Source organism: Kitasatospora sp. NPDC090091, from assembly GCF_044747365.1.
GTDB lineage: Bacteria > Actinomycetota > Actinomycetes > Streptomycetales > Streptomycetaceae > Kitasatospora.
Genome location: NZ_JBIVDY010000006.1, coordinates 331,092 through 351,799 on the forward strand (window position 1 = coordinate 331,092; position 20,708 = coordinate 351,799).

A 20,708-nucleotide genomic window follows, 5' to 3' on the forward strand; every position below is an offset into this window, starting at 1 on the left:
CGCATGGAGAAACCTGCGATCGTCTCGGCCGAGGAATGGCAGCTCGCGCGCGGCGAGCTGCTCAAGGCCGAGAAGGAACTGACCCGCGCGCAGGACGCGCTCGCGGCCCGGCGCCGCCGCCTTCCGATGGTGAAGTTCGCCACCGACTACGCCTTCGACACCCCCACCGGCACCAAGAGCCTGCTCGACCTCTTCGAGGGCCGGAACCAGCTCGTCGTCTACCAGTTCATGAACCGGGGGCCGGGCCATCTCTGCCCGGGCTGCAAGGGATTCACCGACAACATCCCGGTGCCCGCGCTCGGTCTGCTGGCCGAGCGCGGGGTCACCTGGGTGAACGTCTCGAACATGCCGCTCGCGCAGATCGAGGCGCACAAGGAGCACACCGGCTGGACGCTGCCGTTCGTCTCGTCCCACGGCACCACGTTCGCCGAGGACACCGGCGCGGGCGGCGGCTTCCTGCTCAGCGTGTTCCTGCGCGACGGGGACGACGTCTACCGCACCTACAGCACCTACTCGCGCGGGGTGGACCGGCTGGTGTTCCGCAACAACATCCTCGACCTCACCCCGTACGGCCGGCAGGAGGAGTGGGAGGACTCCCCGAACGGCTGGCCGCAGCGGCCCACCTACGGGTAGTCCGGCGGACAGCCGGGGGGGCGCTTCCCGCTGAGCAGCGGAGGACGTTCAGGTGAAATTCCCGCGCGGCGACCGGCGGCATCGGACACCCCGGGAAGCCTCCTGCGTGACGGCCGCTCGCTCGGAGCGGCCGCACCGGATCACGGAGACCTCCCCCATGCGCATTCTCCCCCGCTCCGCTGCGCTCGTCGGCGCCGCCGCGTCCGTCGCCGCCCTGGTCGGCCCGGTCCCGGCCGCCGGCGCGGCCACGGCCCCCCGGCCCCTGGCGGGCCGATACCTGAACCTGCACCAGTGCGTCTTCGACGCCTTCCGGCCGGGGAGCTTCGACCTCATGACCACCGTGGTCCCGAGCGGAGACGGGCGGTTCAGCGCCGGGACGAACGTCTCCGACATCGTGGATCCCAGCCCCGTCTGCGGCGGCGGGGACGGAACCTACGTGCCCAACGTCTACCGGGCATCCCAGGCCTACGACCTGACGGCCGGGCGTTTTCTGAACCTGCACCAGTGCGTGTACTTCAGCCCCTACAACCGGACCCACCTCACCACGGTGGTGGCGACCACCGACCGCAAGTTCACCGCCGGCACCAACGTCGCCGACACCCGTGACACCGCCCCGAGATGCAGCGACGGAGGCCTCGTCGATCCCCCGGTCCCGCTGCTGTCGAGCGCCACGCCCCTGGACCTGACCGTCGGGCGGTACCTGAACCTGCACCAGTGCATGTACTACTTCGACGGCCGCCAGGACCACTTCACGACCGTCGCGCCGAGCGGCGACGGGCGGTTCAGGGCCGGGACGAACATCTCCGACACTCCCGATACCAGACCCTCCTGCGGCGCCGGGGACGGGCAGTACCAGCCCGTCCCGCTGCTGTCGGGCGTCAGGGCCCTGCCCATCGGCTAGGAGCGTGGGTCAGTAACCGGCAACCCGCCTTCGATTCGTGATCATTCGCGACCAGGCACTCTCGCACGCTGAGCGGCATCCTGTTGGTGGACGGCCCGGTTCACGGAAGGTCGGCCGAGGCGAGGAACCCGCAGTCGTGAGCCGGCCCTACACGGCGGTCCGGATGGCCGCCCGGTGGGGCGGCGGCGGTCCGGTCGGTACGCGAGGCGGCGCAGCGCGGGCGTTCGAGCCTCGGCCGGATGTGCTGATGCGGGATCTCGATGGAGTGAGGCTCCGGCGGTTCGTCCACCCACGGATGGGCCGGCGACGGTTGACTGCGGGTCGCCCCGTAGTGCGCGGCGCCTTGTCGGTGCCGCCTTCCAGAGTGGAGTCGAAACCGTGGCACCCGTACCGAACGGCGTCTACGCCATCGCCAAGCCCGGCAGTCAGCTGGTCACGCTCATGGAGCCGAAGGACCTCGCGGTGGTGCTGCCGCCCACCGGACAGCCCGGTGACCAGGAGTGGCAGGTGGAGAGCCGCCCCGACGACACCGTGACCATCAAGAATCTCCGGCACGGAACGTACCTGACGTACGACAGCGACCCGAACATCAACGAGATGATCATGGGGAGCGCCGAGCCCCGTCCTTGGGTGCTCTACCAGGCGGCGGAGCCCTTCACCTTCCACATCGTCGTCCCGGGCGGCCCCATCGACGGGCATGAGCTGGCGCTGGACCTCAGCCTGCTGCGGATCTTCCCGCCGCGGCTCGCCCTGCGGCCGCTGGAGGTCACCGACCAGCGGCTGGCCTGGAAGTTCGAGTTCCACGAGTAGGCGGCCGGGGTCGAGAGCCCTGAACTCGTAAGCCGGCGGCGGCAGGCCCGGGCATGCCCGTACTGGCATGCCCGGGCCGTCCCAGGCGGCCGCGTCAGTGCCCCATGAAGCGGTATTGGCGTACCTGCGTCGTGTACGAGTAGGTGGCTTCCAGTCCCAGGAATTCCCGGACCGCGACGTCGTTGCGGCTGTGGCAGAACGCCGCGATGACCTCGTGGCCGGCGTCGCTCCGCAGGATCTCCCCGATCTGGTCGAACGAGAGATCGGGCGTGTTGTGGATGGCCACCTGGCGCTCCCCGGAGAACCCCGAGGCCTCCCGCGCGGTCGTCGCCCTCATCAGGTCTTCCACGAAGAACCTGGGTGTGGCGGAACGGGCGGTCCGCTCCCCGATCGCACTGCCGTGCGTTCCGCTGAGGATGTGGAGCCTCTTCCCGCTCCGCATCAGGTATTCGGTGTACCGCTTGACCAGGCTGGCGTCGACCTCGTCCTCGGTGAGCCATACCCGCCCGCCCGCGGCGTTGCGGACGGATTCGAAGCGCGGGTACGCCCTGGGCGGGCGGACCACCGGCCGGCCCAGCATCTCGGGACTGTCCTCGGCCACCACACCCGCGCCCTCGGCGGCCTGCTTCGAGAATCCGCAGCCGCGGGCGGCCTCCTCGGCCAGCGCCGGGGAACGGCCGGCCGCCGTCCGGGCGAGGCGCAGGCCGCCCGCCGCGCCCAGTCCGGCTATCCCGGTGCCGAGCGAGACCCACCCGAGGACGGAGGACGCCTTGGGCGAGGCCGTTTCGAGGGCGCCGCCGGCGATGGCGGTGACGTCGGAGGCGACGCCGAGGGCGCCGACGACGAGCGTGGCGGTGGAGGCGGCGCTGATCGCGGCCACCACGCCTCCGGCGGCGGCGACGGCCAGGCCGCCGGTGGCCACGGTCAGGGCGAGGCCTGCGATGCCCAGGCCGATGCCGAGCCAGGCCTGCCAGCTCAGGTGGCCCGAGGGGTCGATCCGGTTGACCGGGTCGCCCTGGCAGTACGCGTAGGGGTTGATGCCGCCCGCGCCGAACGGGCTGAGGGTGTCGGGGGTGTTGAACCGCAGGATGGCCGGGTTGTAGGTGCGGGTGCCGTTGCCGAGATGGTGCGCGCCGGTGACGGGGTCGCTCGGCCGGCCGGTGAAGCCCGGCAGGCTGCGGGTGGCCGCGACGGGACGCTGGCCGTACGGGGTGAAGGCGTAGTGCTCCTGGCCGTCGGCGGTCGCCGCCATGTGCACGGTCTGCGTGCCGTCGGTCGCGAGGAGCGTGGTCTGTCCCCGGCGGTACTGCGCCGCACAGGCGCCGTTGCCGAGTTGGACGAGCCGGGCCGGCCGGTCGTCCTCGACCACGGCGGCGAGGGATTCGCCGCGGTAGTACAGGACGTCGGTCTGCCCGCCCGCCTGCTGGGTGAACAGCCGGTTGAGCGGGTCGTATCCGTACGCGTTCGCCGGGCCCGCCGACTGCAGGCGGCCGAGGGCGTCGTAGCCGAGGGTGCGGCCTGCGTCGTCGGTGGTCAGCCGTCCGGCCGCGTCGTAGCTCAGGTCGATCCGCGACGGGCCCTTCCCGCCCGTGTGGTGGATGCCGGTCAGCTGGCACGGGTCCGACGGGTTCTCGAACAGGTACGTCGCGGTGTCGGAGCCGCTGGTGAACTGCGACCTGCACTGGGTGACGTTGCCGTAGGCGTCGTAGCCGAACGTCTGCCCGGTGATCTCGTTGCCGTGCACGTCCGTCGGAGGGGCCGGTCCGTCGCAGGTGTAGCCGGCGAGCCGGTTGCGGCTGTCGTAGCTGAAGACCTCGTCGCGCAGCAGGTCCGCACCGGCGGTGGACGTCCGGCGGCCGAGGAGGCCGTTGTCCTGCCAGTGCTGGACGAGCGACCAGGTGTTCCCCCGGCTGTCACCGGTCGAGCGGATCACCTCGCGGCCGAAGTCGTCCAGTGTCAGCGTGGTGGTCAGCGTGTACCCGGACTCCTGGTCCTCGGCGGTCCACCCGGTCGGGCGGCCCGCGGTGTCGTAGCTCAGCAGCACCCGCACGGCCGGGTCCGTCACAGCGGTGATCCGGCCGTGGGCGTCGCGCGTGGTCTGCCGGGTGGCGCCGTCCACCCCCGTGTAGCTGTGCTCCAGGCCGCCCAGCGTGAAGCTCCAGCGCGCGACGGCGTCGGACCCGGGCCGGGTCGTGGTCTCGGTGCGCGGCAGGCCCGCGGGGGTGTAGTCGCGCGTGATGGTGACCTCGCCCTCCTGCGCGGTGGTGAGGAAGCCGGAGATCGGGTCGTGGCCCAGGGTCTGGGTGACGGCGCCGGCCTGGACCCCGGAGAGGACGTTGCCGAGCTGTGGCAGGAACGCGTACGTGATCTGCTGCTGGTCGGGCATGGTGACCCGGGTGGGGAGCGGGTCGCTGTCCTGGCCGTACCCGTAGGACCAGGTACGGCCGCCGGAGGTGCCGGCGGTCGGCCGGCCCATGCCGTCGAAGGTCTGTGTGCCGTGCAGCACCCCGTCCACCGTGAGCGCCGTGGCCAGGCCGTCGGCGGAGAACGGCACGTAGTCCCGGGTGGTGACCGTGCCGTCCGGCAGGGTGGTGGAGGTGAGCCGGCCGTGCGCGTCGTAGGCGTAGGACGTGGTGTTCCCCGCCTCGTCGGTCACGCGACGCAGCCTTCCCCAGCCGTCGCGCTCCAGCACGCGCCGGCCCGCGGACGCCCCCTTGAGGTCGAACCGCTCGGCCTCCACCGGTTCGCCGCGCAGGTTGTACGTCGTCACCCACGTGCCGGTGACCGGGATGCCGCCACCAAGCTGCCGGACCGTGGTCGTCAGCGCGACGGGATCGGTCGCGGTGAGCCGGCCCGTGCCGTCGCTGCACGCGGTGGCCTGCACCTGGCCCCAGTCGTCGTAGGAGAGGGTCTGCGTCAGATCGACCACCTTGCCGCCACCACCGGGAAGGTGGTCCGACACCGTGGTGGAGGCCGTGCGGCCCTGCTCGTCGTAGGCCACCTGCTGAACGGTGTACCAGGCGCCGTCGCCGTCGGTGTCCCGGTGCTCGCCCAGGATCGTTCGCCCGGCTCCGTCGAAGCTCTCGCGCAGCTGGTTGCCCAGCGCGTCCGTGGACGTCACCACGAACGGTGCGGACGTGTCCACCTCGTAGGTCCAGGTCTCGGCCGCCTCGTACGGGGTGCCCGGGTTCGTGATGCGGGTGAGCGCGCGCCCCAGGCCGTCGTAGGTCGTGGCCACGGCGCTGCCTTGCGGATCGGTGGCCGACCGGAGCCGCCCGGTGAACCGCGAACGGCGTTGCGAGCGCGTCGTGGTCAACCGGTCGTGCGTCGTCAGCGTATGGGTCTGGACCAGCTCCTCACCGTCCGCCCGGAAGGTGAAGGCGTGGGACGAGGTGTATGCGGCACCGCCCTCGCCGTCCGGGAACTCGACCACGTCCAGCCCGGTGATGCGGCCGAACTCCGCGGCCGAGGTGTCGTAGGCGAAGTCCTCCCGCCGCAGGAGCCGGTCGTCGGCGTACCGCCGCTCCGCGGACTTCACCACGGTGGTGGGCACCCGGGCGTCCGGTGCCGGGTATGAGGTGTAGACGTAGGAGGTCCGGTGGACGGGAGCGTCGAAGTCGGTTTCCGCCGGCGTGCGGATGAGGTTCTTGAGCCACCGGGTGAACCCGTGGGGGTCGGGAGGGCAGTCGGAACCGCTCCCGTCCGCCGGGTAGTACTCCCAGTCGGTCCGGGTGCCGTCGGGATCGGTCCTGCTCTGCGGATTACCCGCGTCGTCGTAGTCGGTCTGCGTGACCTCGCTGCGCGGTTCGCCCGCGGGGCCGGTCCAGGTGACCGTGCGCGTCCTCGGGAGCTGGAACCGGTCGTCCTGCTGGTCGAACGGCAGGCCGACCTTGGCGTAGTAGGCGGTCCGGACGTGCCGGGAGGAGCCGTTCCGGCTCGTCGTCTCGTCCGTCAGCAGGTGGTAGCCGTTGTACGTGCGGGTGGTCCGCGTGGTCCGCCCCCCGCTGGTCCTCGACTCCGTGGACCCGTACGCGTAGTCGCCCAGGACCCCGTACAGCGTGTCCCGGTCGGGGTCCCAGGCGGCGCCGGAGTGGCCGCCGAGGAAGTTGTTGTCGGTGTAGCCGTAGTCCACCTCGATCTGCGGCTGCCCGCCGCCCGGCCGTCGGACGTACCGCTGCACGCAGGGCAGGGCCGGCAGACCGGCGGAGTCCGGGAAGCGGTGACCGGATTCGCCCTGGGTGTAGGAGACCGTCTCGGACATCCCGCCCGGCGCACTCACGCCGGTGATCCACGAGCCCCACGCCCCCTGCGGGCCCATCGGGTCGGCGGAGAGGCTCCACACCAGCGGCGCGTCCGCGCCGAGCCCGAAGTGATGCACACCGGCCAGCAGGCCGTTCTGGAGCCGCAGCTCCACGCGGAAGCCCTCGGACCGGCCGGGCAGCACCGTCAGGGTGGCTTTGAGGCCGGCGGCGTAGTCCACCGTCAGCAAGGTGTCGCTCTCGTCGCGGACCTCCATGAGCCGCGGGATCGGCCCGCTGTTGAAATCCCACCTCAGGCTCAGGGAATGACCGGCGGGTGTCAGCAACGCCTTGGGCACCTTGACGCGGGAGCCGTTCTGAGGCCCGGTCAGAATCTCCACATCGCCGGACTTGTGCACCACGCGGTAGGAGTCGCCGTCCACCGTCACCCGGACCGTGTCGAGCTTCTTCTGCAGCAGGATGAGCCTGGTCCTGGTCTCCTGGACCTTGTACTGCTCGCCGGAGGACAGGGTCAGCAGCCGATTTCCCTGGTCATAGGTGGTCAGCCCGAGCGAGACGCCCAGCCCCAGGCCCGTGTCGGTGGTGCTGAGCGGCGAGTAGCCCAGGGTCAGCGGGAGCGACGGTCCGAGGTTGCGATTGCCGACCGGATTCCCCAGCTCGATCCGCACGTTGAAGAGGCCGGTACGGGGATCCACACCCCCCGACACCGCACTTCCGAAGTTTCCGGCCTGCGTGAAGAACGACGACATGGAACTCATGCTGAGGCCTCCGGGAGAAACCGAGGGCCGGAGCGAACCCGGCCCGTCACGAAGAGCAGTCCCGCACCCGTGCAACACGAACACCCGCCCGCAGGGCGCCGTACACGGACTCGGACTCCGCGCTCTGTGGGCGACCTCCGCGGCTTCCCGTTCACTCTGCCGCAGGGTCGGTCGTCACGTTGCGGGAGCACGGAGAATGGCCGATTCCCGCGCCGGACGGCCGCTCGGCGAACCGGCGCTCCCGAAGGGGCGACGCCCCGGCCCGCCCGGCCGAGGTCCTCGCGCGAGTGTTCGTCATCAGGTTGGGCGTTCGGTGCCGACTACTCGTTGGGGTGGGTCGACGGCGGGTGGTCTGTACCCGCATCGTTCGCTTGGCTTGAATCGACCCACTTCGTCGGGGGGTGGTGCCGCCCCGCGCGGCACCACCCCCGACCTCAGCGTTCACCAGTGAAGTGGAGTCGGCCGTGTCCCCTGTGCACGATGGCGTCTACGCGATCGCCAAGCCCGATGAGCAGTTGCTCACCCTCCAGGCCGCCAAGGAGTTCGTGGTCCTGCTGACCCCGACCGGCGAGCCCGGCGAGCAGGAGTGGGAGGTGAGCGGCGTCCCCAACGGCAACGTGATCATCAAGAACCTCCGGCACGGCAGCTACATCGGCCTGGACGGCCCGGTGGAGGAGAACCAGCAGGTCCGTGGCACCGCCGAGCCGTTCGAGTGGGCGCTGCGCGAGACCACCGAGCGGTTCGCGTTCAACATCGTCGTCCCGGACGGCCCGGTCGAGGGCCACGAACTGGCGCTGGACCTCAGCGTGCTGGACATCTTCCCGCAGCGCACCGCGCTGCGGCCGCTGGAGGCGTACGACCAGGCGCAGGCCTGGCTGTTCCGGTTCCGCGAGTAGGGCCCGGCTCTTCGGGGCCCGCGAGGTGGAGTGCGGCCCGGCGTACCGACGGCGATCCCGTCGGTGCGACCGGCCGGGCCCCTGTTTCAGGTGGGTAGCGGGTACGGAGAGTGCCTGCCGGCCCTTCTGTGTCCGTCCACCGCGCGCTGATCCGACACGATCGACCGGACAGGGCCGGCAGGTGCCTATGCGGCACCCGACCGAACGGGATCCCGGGATTCCCGGTGATCCGACTCACCGGCCCGGGCGGCTGCGTGCAGCGCCGCCTCGACCCGGCGGTTGCCGGTCATGGTCGACGTGACGGCGGTCATCGTGAGGAGGAGGCCGGCGGCGGTGTAGAGCGGGGTGCGCACGTCGTAGGTGGTGGCCAGCCAGCCGCCGAGGAAGGCGCCGAACGGGGCGGCGCACATGGCGAGCATGCGGGAGGTGGAGGCGACCCGGCCCATCAGGTGGGCGGGGACGATCGCCTGCCGGAGGGAGGGGCCGAGCACCATCGTGGCGCCCATGGCCGCTCCGCAGACGGCGAGCGCGAGGCCGGCGACGTACGGGTTCGGGGCGGCGGCGAGGCCCAGGACGGCGAGTCCCTCGACCGCGGCCGTGCAGGTCAGTGCGGTGCCGGTGCCGAGACGTCGGCCGAGGAAGGAGGCGATGCCCGCGCCCAGCAGGCCGCCGGTGGCCTCCGCCGTGAGGAGCAGGCCGAAGCCGAAGGTGCCGATGCCGAGGCGATCGTGCGCGAAGAGGGCGAGTACGGTCTCCACGGCGAGGAAGGCGATGTTCCCGACCGCCGGACGCAGCGCGAGCCCGAGCAGCAACTGATCCCGGAACACGTACGCGGCGCCGGCCCGGGCCTGCCGCAGCAGCGACTCACGGGCCTGCGGTACGGGCCGGGGCACAGCAGGCAGCGACCGGACGAGCAGTGCGGAGAGTGCGAACGACACCGCGTCGGCGAGCAGCGGGACCGCCCGCCCGAGCGCGAGCAGGGCACTGCCGGCAGGCGGCCCCGCGAATCCGGATGCGGTGGTCTGGGTGCCGCGCAGGAGGGAGTTGGCGCGCTCCAGGAGTGCGGGGTCGCGGCCGAGCAGATCCGGCAGATAGGCCGTGGCGGCCGTGTCGAAGAAGAGCCCGCCGAGGCCGAGCAGGAAGGCGACGGCCGCGAGCAGCGGAATGCTCAGCACGTCGAGCGCGGCCGCTGCCGCCGGTGTCGTGAGCAGTACCGCACGCGCCGCGTCCGTGACCCACATCGTGCGCCGACGGTCCCAGCGGTCCACCAGTGCACCGCCGAGCACCCCGAAGAGCAGCCACGGCAGCGTTCCGGCGGCCGTGACGACGGCGAGCGCCATCGGGTCCCGCGTCAACGTCAGTGCGAGCAGCGGCAGCGCGGCGTGCGACACCCCGTCACCGAGCGAGGATACCGTCTGTGCGGTCCACAGCCGACCGAATCCGGTCGGCAACTTGCTTCGTTCCGAGGTCACTTGGCGTCCCCCTCGGCCTGCTCGCGCCGCGCCGGGTGGAACAGTGCGAAGACGAGTGACGCGTCCGGCAGCGACGGGTCGGACAGCTCCCGGTACTCGTCCGCCAGTGCCTGCAGCCGCGCCCCCAGCTCGGCGAACTGCTCCTCGGTGAGCCGTAGATGCGCCATCCGTACGTGCCGCTCGCCGTCCACCGGCGCTGCCTCCAGGTCCGCCACCGCGTGGCGCATCAGCACATCCGGCTCTCCCTCGCCGCGATCCGGCAGCACGATCGCCCGCGCGGCCATGGCGTAGTACCGCTCGGTGACCCCCCGGACCTTCCGTGTCCGTACCACCTTCACCAGGCCGGCCCGTTCGAGCAGCCGCACGTGGTAGCTGGAACTCCCCTTCGCGAGGCCCACTCGCTCGGCGATCTGCGTGATCGTCGCGGGCTCGAAGCGAAGCACGGCCATGATCCGGTGACGCGTGAGATTGGAGACGGCGCGCAGCTGCTCGTCGGTGGCGACGTGGACCGTCTCGGGAAGATCGTCGGTAGGCATGCGCTCAATGGTCAACGTTTCTTGACCATTGGTCAAGGGGTTTCGGACGCCAGGCTTTCGCTCCTGCAACCGCCCGCCCCGGCCTCGTCCGGCCCGGCGGCGGGACCGCCCGGGATCCGTCGGTCGCGGGGGCCGGTGGAATGATCGGCTCACCAGAGACGCAACCCCCGGGAAGGAACCATGCACTTCACCCTCGTCGCCGTTCTCCCCTCCACCGCGCCGGGCGGCATCGACGCCGCGCTCGCGACGGCGCTCGCCCCGTTCGACAGCGAGCGGGAGGTGGCGGAGTACCCGGCCTACGAGGCCGCCGCCCCGGGTGGCACCGCGTGGGTCGAGGCCGCCCGGCGCCGTGGTGAGCTGCCGGATCGGGACGACCTGACGTGGCCGCAGGTCGCCGAGACCATCAACCGCGTCCGCGGCTACCGGCCGGGCAGTGAGAACCACCTCCACGTCGACGACGAGGGCCGCGCCTACTTCCTGAGCACCTACAACCGCAACGGGAAGTGGGACGGCTACCGGATCGGGGGCCCGCGGTCGGCCCACTTCCTGCACCGCCCGGACGCGCTCGGCGACCCGCGGCTGATCACCGTGCAGTACGAAGACACCGGCGAGGAGGGCGAGGTCGCCGCGCTGCGCTGCGACGGCGGGCCGCGTGCCCTGCTCGACTTCGATGCGCTGCGCGAGGACGAGGGGCGCCGAGCGGGCGAACGCCACGACTGGTGGACGGCCCTCGTCGACGGACTGCCCGAGGCCCGGCCCTGGGGCGACTTCCTCGCCCGGAACCGGGCCGACGGGAGCGGCTATCCGCTCGACCGCGCGCGGGAGGACTACAACGCCCAGGCAAGGTGCCGGGCGGCGCTGGGCAGCGAGGAGTTCGGGCACTGGCCCGGCGAGTTCGCGGTGAGCCGTGAGCAGTACGTGGCACGGGCCCGCGACGCGGCCGTGCCGGGGGACGCCCTGCTGCGGCCCGACGGCACGTGGCTGGAGCCGGGCGCGGCAGCGGAGGACGACCGCGCCGCCTACCTGCGGGCCGCGAACGCGTTCCTGGACGGACTCGACGGCGACGCCGTTCTGGTCGCGGTGCACTGTCACGGCTGACCTCACCCGGCCTCGGGGAGCCCCCGGCGTCGCACGCCCGGCGGGAGTTGTCAGACACGCCGTAGCAGGCGACGAACCTCCGTCCGGAGGCGGAACCAGCCGCCGACGGCGACGATCGCGCCGGCGGCCAGGGTGGCCGCGGTGTAGCCGACGAGGGCGAGCAGCGGGTGGTCGGCGATCTCGCCGGTGCTCGGGCTCATCCACACCTCCTGCCGGTGGCCGTCGGGTGCGCTGTCGGCGGCCTCGCGGCGCTCGCTGCGCTGCTCGCCGCGGAAGGTCCAGTGGTAGACGCAGCTGTGGTGCTCGGAGCCAGGGGTGTCGGGGCCGTGGAAGGCGCCGTCGAGCCGGCACTCGGTGAGGGTGGCGGTGATCGCCTGCGGGGTGCGGACCCAGTCGCGGACGCCGGTGACGGAGAGGTCGGCGGTGGCCGCGCCGACCCAGAGTGTCAGGATGAGCAGGGCCGTGCCGATGGTGGGCAGCGGGGTGCCGTCGCCGTCCCGGACGCCGAGGGAGGCGGCCACCGCGACCGCGAGGCCCACGGCGCCCGTGATCCAGAGCGGGAGCACCGGTAGGACGGCCAGGGGTGAGCCCCAGGACCAGAAGAACAGCGCTCCGCCGACGCCGGCGGTGAGCGCCCCGCCCACGGTGAGCGCTCGCCAGAACACCGTCGATCCCCCGGACAACGCCTCGCCCTCCCCGTGCCGAACGGAACCCCCGTACCCCTTCGGCTACCCCGATGCTCCCGGGAGCGGCAACGGTTCCCGCGCGCTGCCGCCGGGCCTCACACGCCGAGCGTGCCCACGGCGGGAAGCCCGAACCGCACCCCGGTCAGGCGCTCCGAGAGGTCCCAGAGCCGGCGGCCCGTCGCGGCGTCGGTGGCGGCGGGCGCAAGCTCCACCCGGGCCGGGGCGCCGCACAGCTCGCCCGGGCCGTCCGGGCCGATGAACTCGCCGCTCCGCACGCCCGGACGGGTGGCCGCGTAGAGCTGTGGCAGCGCGCCCCGGTCCGGACTCTGGGCGAGCGGCCGGGCGAGGACGCCGAACAGCAGGCGGTAGAGCGGGGTGGGTGCGCCGGTCACGATGTGGGTGGCGCTGTAGCCGGGGTGGGCCAGCAGGCTGCGCACCGGGCTGGCCGCCGCGGTGAGCCGCAGGTGCAGCTCGTGGCCGAAGACGGCGTTGGCGAGCTTGGACTGGTTGTAGAAGGCCATCGGCCGGTAGCCGCGGTTGCCGTCGAGGTCGTCGAAGCGGATCCGCGCGCGCCGGTGGTTGATCGAGGTCACCGTGACGACCCGCGGATCGCGCCCCGCGGCGAGCAGGTCGAGCAGCAGTCCGGTGAGCGCGAAGTGGCCGAGGTGGTGGGCGGCGAACTGGAGTTCGTGGCCCTGCGGGCTGAGCGTGTGCGGCGGGGCCATGATGCCGGCGTTGTTGACCAGGACGTCCAGTCGGGGGTGGTCGGCTCGCACGCCGTGGGCGAAGGCGCGGACCGAGTCGAGGTCGGCGAGGTCGAGCCGGCGGACCTCCAGCCGGGCGTCCGGCTGTTCGGCGGTGAGCTCCCGCGCGGCTCGGCGGCCCTTCTGCTCGTCGCGCACCGCGAGGACGACGGTGGCGCCGCGGTGGACCAGGGCGCGCGTGGTGGCCAGACCGAGGCCGCTGTTGGCGCCGGTGACGACGAAGACCCGTCCGGTCTGGTCCGGGATGTGTGCGGAGGTCCACTTCTGAGGCTCAGTCATGCGTCACATGCTGACCGGTATGGCACTTGGTGTCAACATGCCTCCGAGTGCCACTCGGGGCATCGCGCTACCATGGCGCGGTGAGCCAGGTGACCTCCCGCCCCGAACCGCCCATGACCATGGCCGAGCGCAAGCGCCGGCTCGTCGCCGAGGAGTTGGCCGCGGCGGCCCTGCAACTGCTGGCCCAGAAGGGGTTCGACGCCGTCACCATCGACGAGATCGCGGCCGCCGCGGGTGTCTCGAAGCGGACCTTCTTCCGGTACTTCGCGTCCAAGGAGGACGTGGTCGTCCAGGTGCTGGCCGACCTCGGCCCCGTGATGCGCACGGAGCTGGCGGCCCGGCCGGCCGGGGAACGGCCCTCGCTCGCGCTGCGGAACGCCGTCTGGATCTCCGTCGCGGCCTGCGCCGACGGGGCGGGGCGCGGCGGGGCCTCCGAACGCGCCCTGCGCGTGGTGCAGTTGATCCTCGGGACGCCCGCACTGCTGGCCCGCTTCCTGGAGCGGCAGGCGCAGTGGCGCGAGGAGCTGGCGGCCGAACTGGCGCACCGCCTCGGGCTCGACCCGGCCACTGCGATGTATCCGCCGCTCGCGGCCGGGATGGCGCTGTCCGCCTTCGACGCGGTGCTGCGCCGGTGGAGCGGGAGCGACGGGGCCGAGGACCCGGCGGCCCTGCTGGAGCAGGCCTTCGCCGTGCTCGCCCCGGCGCTGGACGCGGTCGCCGGGCCGGCTTCCTGACGCGCCGGTGCCGGACAGGCGCGCCGGCACCCGCCGATGCGCCGAGCCCGCCGATGCGCCGAGCCCGCCTCGGCGGTAGGGCCGAAGGCGGGCTCGGAGGCGAAAGGCTCGGAGGCGAAGTGCGCGGGAGGGGGCGCAGGGCGAACGGTCAGGCGAGGTCGGCGTCCGCGATCCACGAGCCGTGGATCATCGCCGGCACGCGGCGCGGCAGGTGGACGGTGGCGACCGGCGGGACGGACAGGTCGGAGGCGTCCAGCACCAGCAGCTTCGAGGCGTTCAGGTTGAGGTCGCTGACGACGGTGAGCAGGTAGCCGGCGTCCTCGTCGGCGGCGTCCGCGGCCGGGACGAACACGGCCTCGCTGGGCAGCTGCCCGGTGCCGACCGGCAGCAACTGCCGGGCGCCGGTGCGGCGGTCGTACTTGACCAGGGTGTGGTTGCCGACGCCGCGGTCGTCCGGGAAGGAGAGCGCGTACTGGTAGCGGTGCTCGCGGCCGGTGAAGGCGTCGTTGATGGTCGGGAACTCGACGGTGAGGTCGTCGGTCTGTTCCTCCCGGACGGTGCCCGCGGTCAGGTCGACCGTCCACCGGCGGCTGCGCGAGCCGGAGTTGGGCTCGGCGCCGCGGTCGGGCGCGCCGACCCACCAGTTCCAGGAGCGCTGCCAGCCGTCCCGCCCGACGCTCGGACCCTCGACCACGATCCGGCCGGCGCCGTCCTCGTAGGCGTTGGCCAGGTGCATGGCGTAGCCGGGCAGGAGCGGGAACCAGCGGACCTTCGCCGCGCCGTCGGCGCCGCGCGGCATGACGCCGATCCGTGCGGCCTGTGCGTCGTCCCAGGCGTAGGGGATGCCCGAGTGCTCGGACGGGTCGAAGATGACCGAGCCCTCCAGGAAGACCACGTGGTTCTCGGTGATGGCGAAGTCGTGCTTCAGCGCGGCGCTCGCGCCGGGGACCTCCTGGCTGGTGAGCACGGTTCCGTCGGGGGAGGAGACGTGGTGGATCAGGTAGGGCGGGAACGGGGACGAGGCGAAGAAGTGCAGTTCGCCGGTGGCCGGGTCCTCCTTGGGGTGGGCGGTCATCGCCGAGGTGAGGCGGCCGTTCCAGTCGAAGGCGCCGACGGTCTCCAGCTCGGGGGTGAGCTCGAACGGGAGGGCGGACTCGCAGAGGGCGAGCAGGCGGCCGCCGTGCTCGATGACGTGGGTGCCGGCGGTGGAGGCGGTGAGGTCGGGGCCGTGCTCGGTCAGGTAGGGGGCGCCGTCGAGGGCGGGGGTGTCCACCCAGCGGTTGCGGTACCACTCCGCCCGGCCCTCCCGGAGCCGGATGCCGTGCACCATGCCGCTGCCCTTGAACCAGTGGGTGGGGGTGATGCCGGGCTTGGGGTTGTGGCTGTTGCGGACCAGCCGGCCGGCCAGCTCGGGCGGCAGGGTGCCCTCGACGGTGAGCCCGGTGGCGGTGAGCTCGTCGGCGACGGGGGCGTAGTGGCCGGTCAGGTAGGGCTTGGCGGTGGCGGTCATGGCGCAGTCCTCGGTGGTCGGTTCGGGCGGCGGGGTTCGGGAGGAGGGGCCGGCGGCGGGCGTGAAGGGGCCTGCGGGCGGGGCCTGCGGCGGGGTCAGCGGCGCTCGGCCGCGGTCTTGAGGTGGTCGAGCCAGGCCTCCAGGGACGCCCGCAGCGCGGCCTCCAGCTCGGCCGGCTGCGCCTCGACCGGCGCCCCGGCCCAGGACTCCTCGGTGCGGACGGTCACCGCGCCGTCCGTCTCCTCGAAGGTCCAGACGTGGACGCCGTCGATGCCGTTGGCCGGGCCGCCCCAGACGATCCGCCGGCCGGGGACGAGCTCCAGGACGGTGGAGGTGATGTCCAGGCCGTGGGTCAGCCACCGGAAGGAGGCGCCGGGGGTGAGCGGGCCGTCCAGGCGGGCCCGGTCGACGTCCGGGAGCCAGGCGGCCCAGGAGTCGATGTCGGTGTGCAGAGACCAGACGACGGCGAGCGGCGCGTGGATCGTGGTGCTCAGGCGGACGATGGCGGGGGCGTTCTCGTCGATGGTGTGGACGGTCATGACGGGCTCTCCTTCAGTGGATCGGGCGTGCCGGCGAGTGCGGCGCCGGGCCGTGAAGCGCTGTTCGTGCCGATTTCCGTGCGGGGTGCGACCGCTCGGATCGTAATGTGTGATTGACCACTCACTCTTGCGGCCAAAAGGTGGGCGAGGCGGCGGCCCGCCGGGGGAGTGCGGGCCGCCGCCCCGCCGCGGCGGGGTGTGGCTGTGGGGGCTCGGGGCCCGGTTCTGCGGTGCTGTGGCGCTGCGGTGCGTCAGTAGTGCGTGATCCCGGCCGACAGGGTGCGCGTCCAGGGTGCGTCGACCTCCTCGGCGGCCATCGACACCAGCAGGTGGCAGAGCATGCCGGTGGCGAAGAACTCCTGGATCTGCCGCTCGTCGCCCCCGGAGGCGCCGCGGACGTACTCGACCGTGCGGGCGTAGCCCGTGCGGACGGCGTCCCGGATCGCCGGCTCGGAGACCGCCGCCGCCTGGGCGTGCAGCTGGACGAGCATCAGGTCGTTGTCGCTGATCAGCTTGGCGTAGGCGTCCCCCATGGCGTGCAGGACGGCCTCCGGCGCGCTGCTCGCGGCCTGCGCCGCGCCCTCCTCCAGGCTGGCCCGGACCTGGGTGAAGCAGTGCTCGACGACGGCGACGAACAGCGACTCCTTGTTGGGGAAGAGGCGGTAGACGTAGGCCTGCGAGATGCCGGCGGCCTTGCCGACCTCGGTGGTCGTGGTGCCGAAATACCCCCGCGAGGCGAAGGCTCCGATCGCGGTGCGGAGCACCGTCTCCCGGCGCTCCTCGGCCGTGGACAACTGGCGGGGGCGTTCGTTCTTCATGTGAGTACTCAATCACTCACACCGGCGCGAGTCAACCCTCCGTCAGTTCCGGTGGCGCTCCGGCGGCCAGCTGGTCCAGAACATTGACGCTCGGCCCCGGCGACCGGCCCCACGGCGGGGGGCGGTGCGGTGCCACCGGCCCGGGCCGCGTGGCCCGGGCCGGGCCGGGCAGCCTCTCAGGGCGAGCGGGTCACCGTGCAGCGCAGGCCGCGGAAGGTGGACGAGCCCATCTCCGGGTTCTCGTCCTCGTTGGTGGTCAGCAGGTTGACGTTGGCCTCGCGCCAGCCGCCGTCGGCGCCGCGCTCGGGGTACCACCAGGCGGCCGGCGCCACCACCACGTCCGGGGCGATCTTGTCGGTGACCCGAACCCGCAGCCGGATCCGCCCGGTGCGGGTGGCGAGTTCGGCCCAGTCGCCGTCCGCCAGGCCCTCGCGGGCGGCGGCCTCCGGGTGCATGTCGAGCAGGGGTTCGGGCTCCTTGCTGCGCAGCGAGGGCAGGTCGCGGAACTCGGAGTTGAAGTAGAACGGCGAGTGCGCGGAGGTCAGCAGGTAGGGGCCGTCCTCGGGGCTGCCGACCGGTGGGCCGGCGACCGGCAGCGGCGGGTAGCCGAAGGCCCGGAGGGCGTCGCAGCGCAGGCCGACCTTGCCGCTGCGGGTGCCGAAGCCGCGCTCGCGGTACTTGTGGTAGACCAGCGGGGTGGCCCGGTAGTGGAGCTCGGCCAGCTGCCGCCAGTCCATCCCGATCGGCTCCAGCCGGGTGTCCAGGGACTCCCGGGCGTCCGGCCAGAAGTCGGCGGACAGGCCCAGCCGGTGGGCGAGTTCGGTGAGGATCCACTCGTCCGAGCGGCTGTCGCCGACCCGGGCGAAGGCCCGCCGGGCCGCGACGTAGTGGGCGTGCTCGACGATCTGGTCCCGCTCCAGCCAGCCGCCGACCGGGAGCACCACGTCGGCCATGGCCGTGGTCGGGGTGAGTCTCAGGTCGGCCGCGGCGAGGAAGTCCAGCCGCTCCAGGGCCTTCCGGATGCGGTCGGAGTCGGCGTAGTTGAGCAGCAGGTTGCTGCCGTGCACCAGCATCGTGGTGACGCGGTGCGGGGCTGCCGGGTCGAGCGCGGCGTCCCAGACCGAGCCGGGGTGCGCCCAGCCCGACATGGCGAGGATCCGGTGCCGGTCACCGCCGAGCCGCTTGGAGGCCTGCTCCGGCGGCAGCAGCTCGGCGCGCGGGAAGGAGCGCCGGCCGTCGATGCCGGGCGGGTCCCAGAGGACGTCGCCGCCGGGCCGGTCGAGGTTGCCGCAGATCGCCGAGAGCAGCAGGACGGCCCGGCAGGTGTGGAAGGAGTCGCGGTGCTGCTGCGGACCGGTGCCCAGCTCGATGGCGGCGCTCGGCGCGGCCGCGTACGCGAGGGCGGTGGCCCGGATCTCCTCGGCGGGTATGCCGGTCCGCTCGGCGACCGCCTCCGGGGTGTAGTCGGCGACGTGGGCGGCGAGGTCCTCGAAGCCGACGGTGAACTTCTCGACGAACTCGTGGTCGTAGGCGTCGGCCTCGATCACGGTGTGGATCATCGCGAGCGCCAGGGCGGCGTCCCCGCCGGGCCGGACCTGGAGGAACTTCTCGGCGCGCGAGGCCAGTTGGGTGCGCCGCGGGTCGATCACGATCATCCGGGTGCCGTCCCGGACGGCGGCGAGCAGCCGGGTGCCGATCACGCCGTCGCCGTGGGTGAGTGCCTTGTTGGAGCCCCAGACCAGCACCAGGTCGGGCCGGCCCTCGTAGTCGCAGAAGGTGAAGCCGCCCGCGGTGAGGATGCCGGCCATCACCCGCGGGTAGAAGCAGACGTGCGCCGGCCCGAGCACATTGGGTGTGCCGAAGCTGTTGGCGAACCGGAAGACCCACTCCTGGTAGTTGCGGTCGGTGCCCTGGGCCAGCACCACCGACTCGGGACCGTGCTCGGTCCGGGCCCGGTCGAGGGCGGCGGCGATCCGGTCCAGCGCCTCGTCCCAGCCGATCTCGCGGAACTCGCCGCTGCCGCGCGGTCCGGTGCGCAGCAGCGGCGTGGTCAGCCGGTCCGGGTGCTTGAGGTGTTCCAGCGAGGCCCGCCCCTTGGCGCAGAGGAACCCGTGGTTGTTCGGGTTCTCCGGGTCGCCCTCGATCGCCGTGAGGTGGCCCCCGTCGACGGTCACGATGGCGCCGCAGCCGCCGTGGCACATCCGGCAGATCGTCCGGTGCCGGCCGTCCTCGGCGAGCACCTGGACGACCGGGAGCGGCCGGCGGTGCCGGTCGGCGGGACTCTGCGTGGTCATGCGGTCCTCCGGGGTCTGGGTCGGGGGCGGGGAGCGGACGGCGCGGGGCGGAGAACGGGCCGGTGGCGACGGTCAGCTGCGCGGGCGCCGCCCGGTGTGGACGGCGTGGTCCGCCAGCAGCGCCCGGCAGGTCTCGTCGTCGATCGGGCGGATCGCCTCGCGCAGGGTGAGCCCGGAGACCCGCGGCAGCCGTTCGCGCAGCCAGCCGGCGACCTCCTCCGGGTGGTGCTTGGCGCCCTCGCGCAGCGCCCAGCCGAGCGCCTTGCGCACGAAGAACCGGGTGTCGGTCAGCAGCGGGTCGGCGAGTTCGCCGAAGTCCTGGAAGTAGTGCGGGAATTCGCCCTGGTCGCGCAGCGCCAGCAGGTAGGAGAGGATGCCGCCGCGCCGCACCCACTGGTGGTCGTCCCGGCTCCAGCGCAGGAAGTCCTCGCCCGTCTCGGGCAGCCGCAGCAGCAGGGCGCCGGCGCCCTTCGGGGCGATCAGGTCGACGTGCGCCCACGTCCCGCACTCGCGCAGCAGCTGCTCCAGGTAGACGACGTCCTCGCGGACGAGCAGGTCGGCGCGGTTCTCCAGGAGGAGGGCGGCGCAGGAGCGGGACTCGTGGACGGGCGGGGCCCAGAGCTCCTCGGTGAGTTCCAGCAGGGTCTCGCGGTCGAGGCCGGGGTGGCGGCGGACGAAGTTCCGCACCAGGGTGCGCATGGCGGGCAGGGGCACCCCGAGGTGCTCCAACTCGCTCTTCAGATAGGCCTTCTCGCCTTCGGCCCGGCCGGGCACGGCGCTGTCCTCCAGCTCGGACCGGAGCCGGTCGGCGAGCACGGGGGCGGGCGGGGCGGCGAGGGACTGCGGGGGCTTGCGGGTCACCGATGGTACTCCGGGTCGGACGGGGCCGGACGGGCCGGGCGCTGGGGCCCGACCCGTCCGGACGCGGGTGGTTCTGATTCCCTGACGTTACGTCAATTCGGTGCGGACGCGGGCGTCCGCACGGATCGGACGCCGAGTCAGCCGGCGTCGTGGAAGGGGTACTTGAGCTCGCCCGCCCACAGGTACTCGGAGGCCGGGCGGCCGCTGCGGCCCTCGGTGTAGCGGAAGACGTCCTGCCAGATCGCGCTGACCTTGTCGTTGCGGTAGGCGATGCTGGGGCCCTGCTGGTCGTACCAGCGGACGATCTCCAGGAAGAACGGGCCGGTGGCGTCCTCGCCGAAGTAGACGACCGCGCGGTCGCCGGTGGTGAGCTTCTCGTCCCGCAGGGTCGGCCAGTCGCGGGCCATCAGCTCGTGGAACTCGGCGACCTTGTCCGGGCGGACCAGGTAGTGGGCGAGCCCGGTGTAGGCGTCCTCCTCCGGGAGGTCGGGCTCGTCCTGGTGGTAGCCCATCCGGTGGACGATCGGGTAGTCGACCGGCGGCCGGCCCTCGCGGGCCTCGGTGATGGCCGCCATCTCCTGCCAGATCGCGTTCACCTCGGGTGTGTTGAAGGCGCGGCTGACCGCGTTCTCGTCCACCCAGGTGACGATCTCGAAGAACACCGGGCCGTGCTCACTCTCGCTGTGGTACACGGTCGCGGGCTCGTCGGTGACCAGCCCGTGGGCCTTCAGGGTGGGCCAGTGCTTGGCGATGATGTCACGGGCCTGCTCGGCGCAGCCGGGCTTGACCATGTACGTCGCCATCATGTGGGTGGACAGCACCACGGGGGACTGGGACATCGGATGACTCCTTGGTTCTGG

General features: G+C 72.7%; 17 protein-coding genes. 6 read left to right on the forward strand and 11 right to left on the reverse strand.

The features are described 5' to 3' along the window. Positions 1-3 precede the first annotated feature (3 nt). The 3 genes from ACIPSC_RS13230 (at position 4) to ACIPSC_RS13240 (ending at position 2,344) form a co-directional block, all read left to right on the forward strand. Positions 4-633 carry a DUF899 domain-containing protein gene (locus ACIPSC_RS13230; protein WP_400825380.1) on the forward strand — a complete coding sequence of 210 codons (630 nt, stop codon included), beginning with the start codon at positions 4-6 and terminating at the stop codon, positions 631-633. 157 nt (positions 634-790) lie between these two features. After that, positions 791-1,534 (forward strand): hypothetical protein, encoded by a 744-nt coding sequence (locus ACIPSC_RS13235; RefSeq protein WP_400825382.1) that lies wholly within the window; start codon positions 791-793, stop codon positions 1,532-1,534. A 378-nt stretch (positions 1,535-1,912) separates the two neighbouring features. Then, positions 1,913-2,344, forward strand: a complete 432-nt coding sequence (locus tag ACIPSC_RS13240) for a hypothetical protein (RefSeq protein WP_400825383.1) — start codon at positions 1,913-1,915, stop codon at positions 2,342-2,344. Between the two features lie 94 nt (positions 2,345-2,438). On the opposite strand, the gene ACIPSC_RS13245 is transcribed toward ACIPSC_RS13240, so the two are convergent. Next, positions 2,439-7,298, reverse strand: coding sequence for an RHS repeat-associated core domain-containing protein (locus ACIPSC_RS13245; protein WP_400825384.1), 4,860 nt, complete (start codon positions 7,296-7,298; stop codon positions 2,439-2,441). A gap of 527 nt (positions 7,299-7,825) precedes the next feature. Between ACIPSC_RS13245 and ACIPSC_RS13250 the strand changes: the two genes are divergently transcribed. Continuing rightward, positions 7,826-8,257, forward strand: coding sequence for a hypothetical protein (locus tag ACIPSC_RS13250; protein WP_400825385.1), 432 nt, complete (start codon positions 7,826-7,828; stop codon positions 8,255-8,257). 185 nt (positions 8,258-8,442) lie between these two features. Here the strand turns inward: ACIPSC_RS13250 and ACIPSC_RS13255 are convergent, their stop codons facing one another. After that, positions 8,443-9,708 carry an MFS transporter gene (locus ACIPSC_RS13255; protein WP_400825532.1) on the reverse strand — a complete coding sequence of 422 codons (1,266 nt, stop codon included), beginning with the start codon at positions 9,706-9,708 and terminating at the stop codon, positions 8,443-8,445. 17 nt (positions 9,709-9,725) lie between these two features. After that, positions 9,726-10,265 (reverse strand): ArsR/SmtB family transcription factor, encoded by a 540-nt coding sequence (locus tag ACIPSC_RS13260; RefSeq protein WP_400825386.1) that lies wholly within the window; start codon positions 10,263-10,265, stop codon positions 9,726-9,728. Positions 10,266-10,445: 180 nt separating this feature from the next. On the opposite strand from ACIPSC_RS13260, the gene ACIPSC_RS13265 reads away from it, so the two are divergent. Beyond that, positions 10,446-11,363, forward strand: coding sequence for a hypothetical protein (locus tag ACIPSC_RS13265; RefSeq protein ID WP_400825387.1), 918 nt, complete (start codon positions 10,446-10,448; stop codon positions 11,361-11,363). A gap of 50 nt (positions 11,364-11,413) precedes the next feature. Here ACIPSC_RS13265 and ACIPSC_RS13270 read toward each other — a convergent pair whose 3' ends face one another. Together ACIPSC_RS13270 and ACIPSC_RS13275 are read right to left on the reverse strand one after the other, a co-directional pair. Further along, on the reverse strand, positions 11,414-12,028 hold the full coding sequence (locus ACIPSC_RS13270; RefSeq protein WP_400825389.1) for a hypothetical protein: 615 nt from the start codon (positions 12,026-12,028) through the stop codon (positions 11,414-11,416). Between the two features lie 116 nt (positions 12,029-12,144). Continuing rightward, a complete protein-coding gene (locus ACIPSC_RS13275; protein ID WP_400825391.1) occupies positions 12,145-13,092 on the reverse strand; it encodes an oxidoreductase in 948 nt (315 codons plus the stop codon). Between the two features lie 113 nt (positions 13,093-13,205). Here ACIPSC_RS13275 and ACIPSC_RS13280 point away from each other — a divergent pair, with 113 nt between their 5' ends. After that, positions 13,206-13,826 carry a TetR family transcriptional regulator gene (locus ACIPSC_RS13280; RefSeq protein WP_400825534.1) on the forward strand — a complete coding sequence of 207 codons (621 nt, stop codon included), beginning with the start codon at positions 13,206-13,208 and terminating at the stop codon, positions 13,824-13,826. A gap of 148 nt (positions 13,827-13,974) precedes the next feature. Here ACIPSC_RS13280 and ACIPSC_RS13285 read toward each other — a convergent pair whose 3' ends face one another. The 6 genes from ACIPSC_RS13285 to ACIPSC_RS13310 all read right to left on the reverse strand — a co-directional run bounded on the left by ACIPSC_RS13285 (position 13,975) and on the right by ACIPSC_RS13310 (position 20,687). Beyond that, complete coding sequence (locus ACIPSC_RS13285; protein ID WP_400825392.1) at positions 13,975-15,336, reverse strand: carotenoid oxygenase family protein; 1,362 nt, start codon at positions 15,334-15,336, stop codon at positions 13,975-13,977. 95 nt (positions 15,337-15,431) lie between these two features. Continuing rightward, entirely contained in the window at positions 15,432-15,875 is a 444-nt protein-coding gene (locus ACIPSC_RS13290) for an SRPBCC family protein (protein ID WP_400825393.1), read from the reverse strand. Between the two features lie 251 nt (positions 15,876-16,126). Further along, entirely contained in the window at positions 16,127-16,693 is a 567-nt protein-coding gene (locus ACIPSC_RS13295) for a TetR/AcrR family transcriptional regulator (protein ID WP_400825395.1), read from the reverse strand. A 176-nt stretch (positions 16,694-16,869) separates the two neighbouring features. Then, on the reverse strand, positions 16,870-18,987 hold the full coding sequence (locus tag ACIPSC_RS13300) for a molybdopterin-dependent oxidoreductase (protein ID WP_400825396.1): 2,118 nt from the start codon (positions 18,985-18,987) through the stop codon (positions 16,870-16,872). 72 nt (positions 18,988-19,059) lie between these two features. Further along, the gene (locus ACIPSC_RS13305) at positions 19,060-19,848 is read right to left on the reverse strand and encodes a DNA alkylation repair protein (RefSeq protein WP_400825397.1); all 789 of its coding nucleotides are present in this window, start codon (positions 19,846-19,848) and stop codon (positions 19,060-19,062) included. A 137-nt stretch (positions 19,849-19,985) separates the two neighbouring features. Next, positions 19,986-20,687: a hypothetical protein gene (locus ACIPSC_RS13310; RefSeq protein ID WP_400825398.1), complete on the reverse strand. Its 702-nt coding sequence runs from the start codon at positions 20,685-20,687 to the stop codon at positions 19,986-19,988. Positions 20,688-20,708 lie beyond the last annotated feature (21 nt).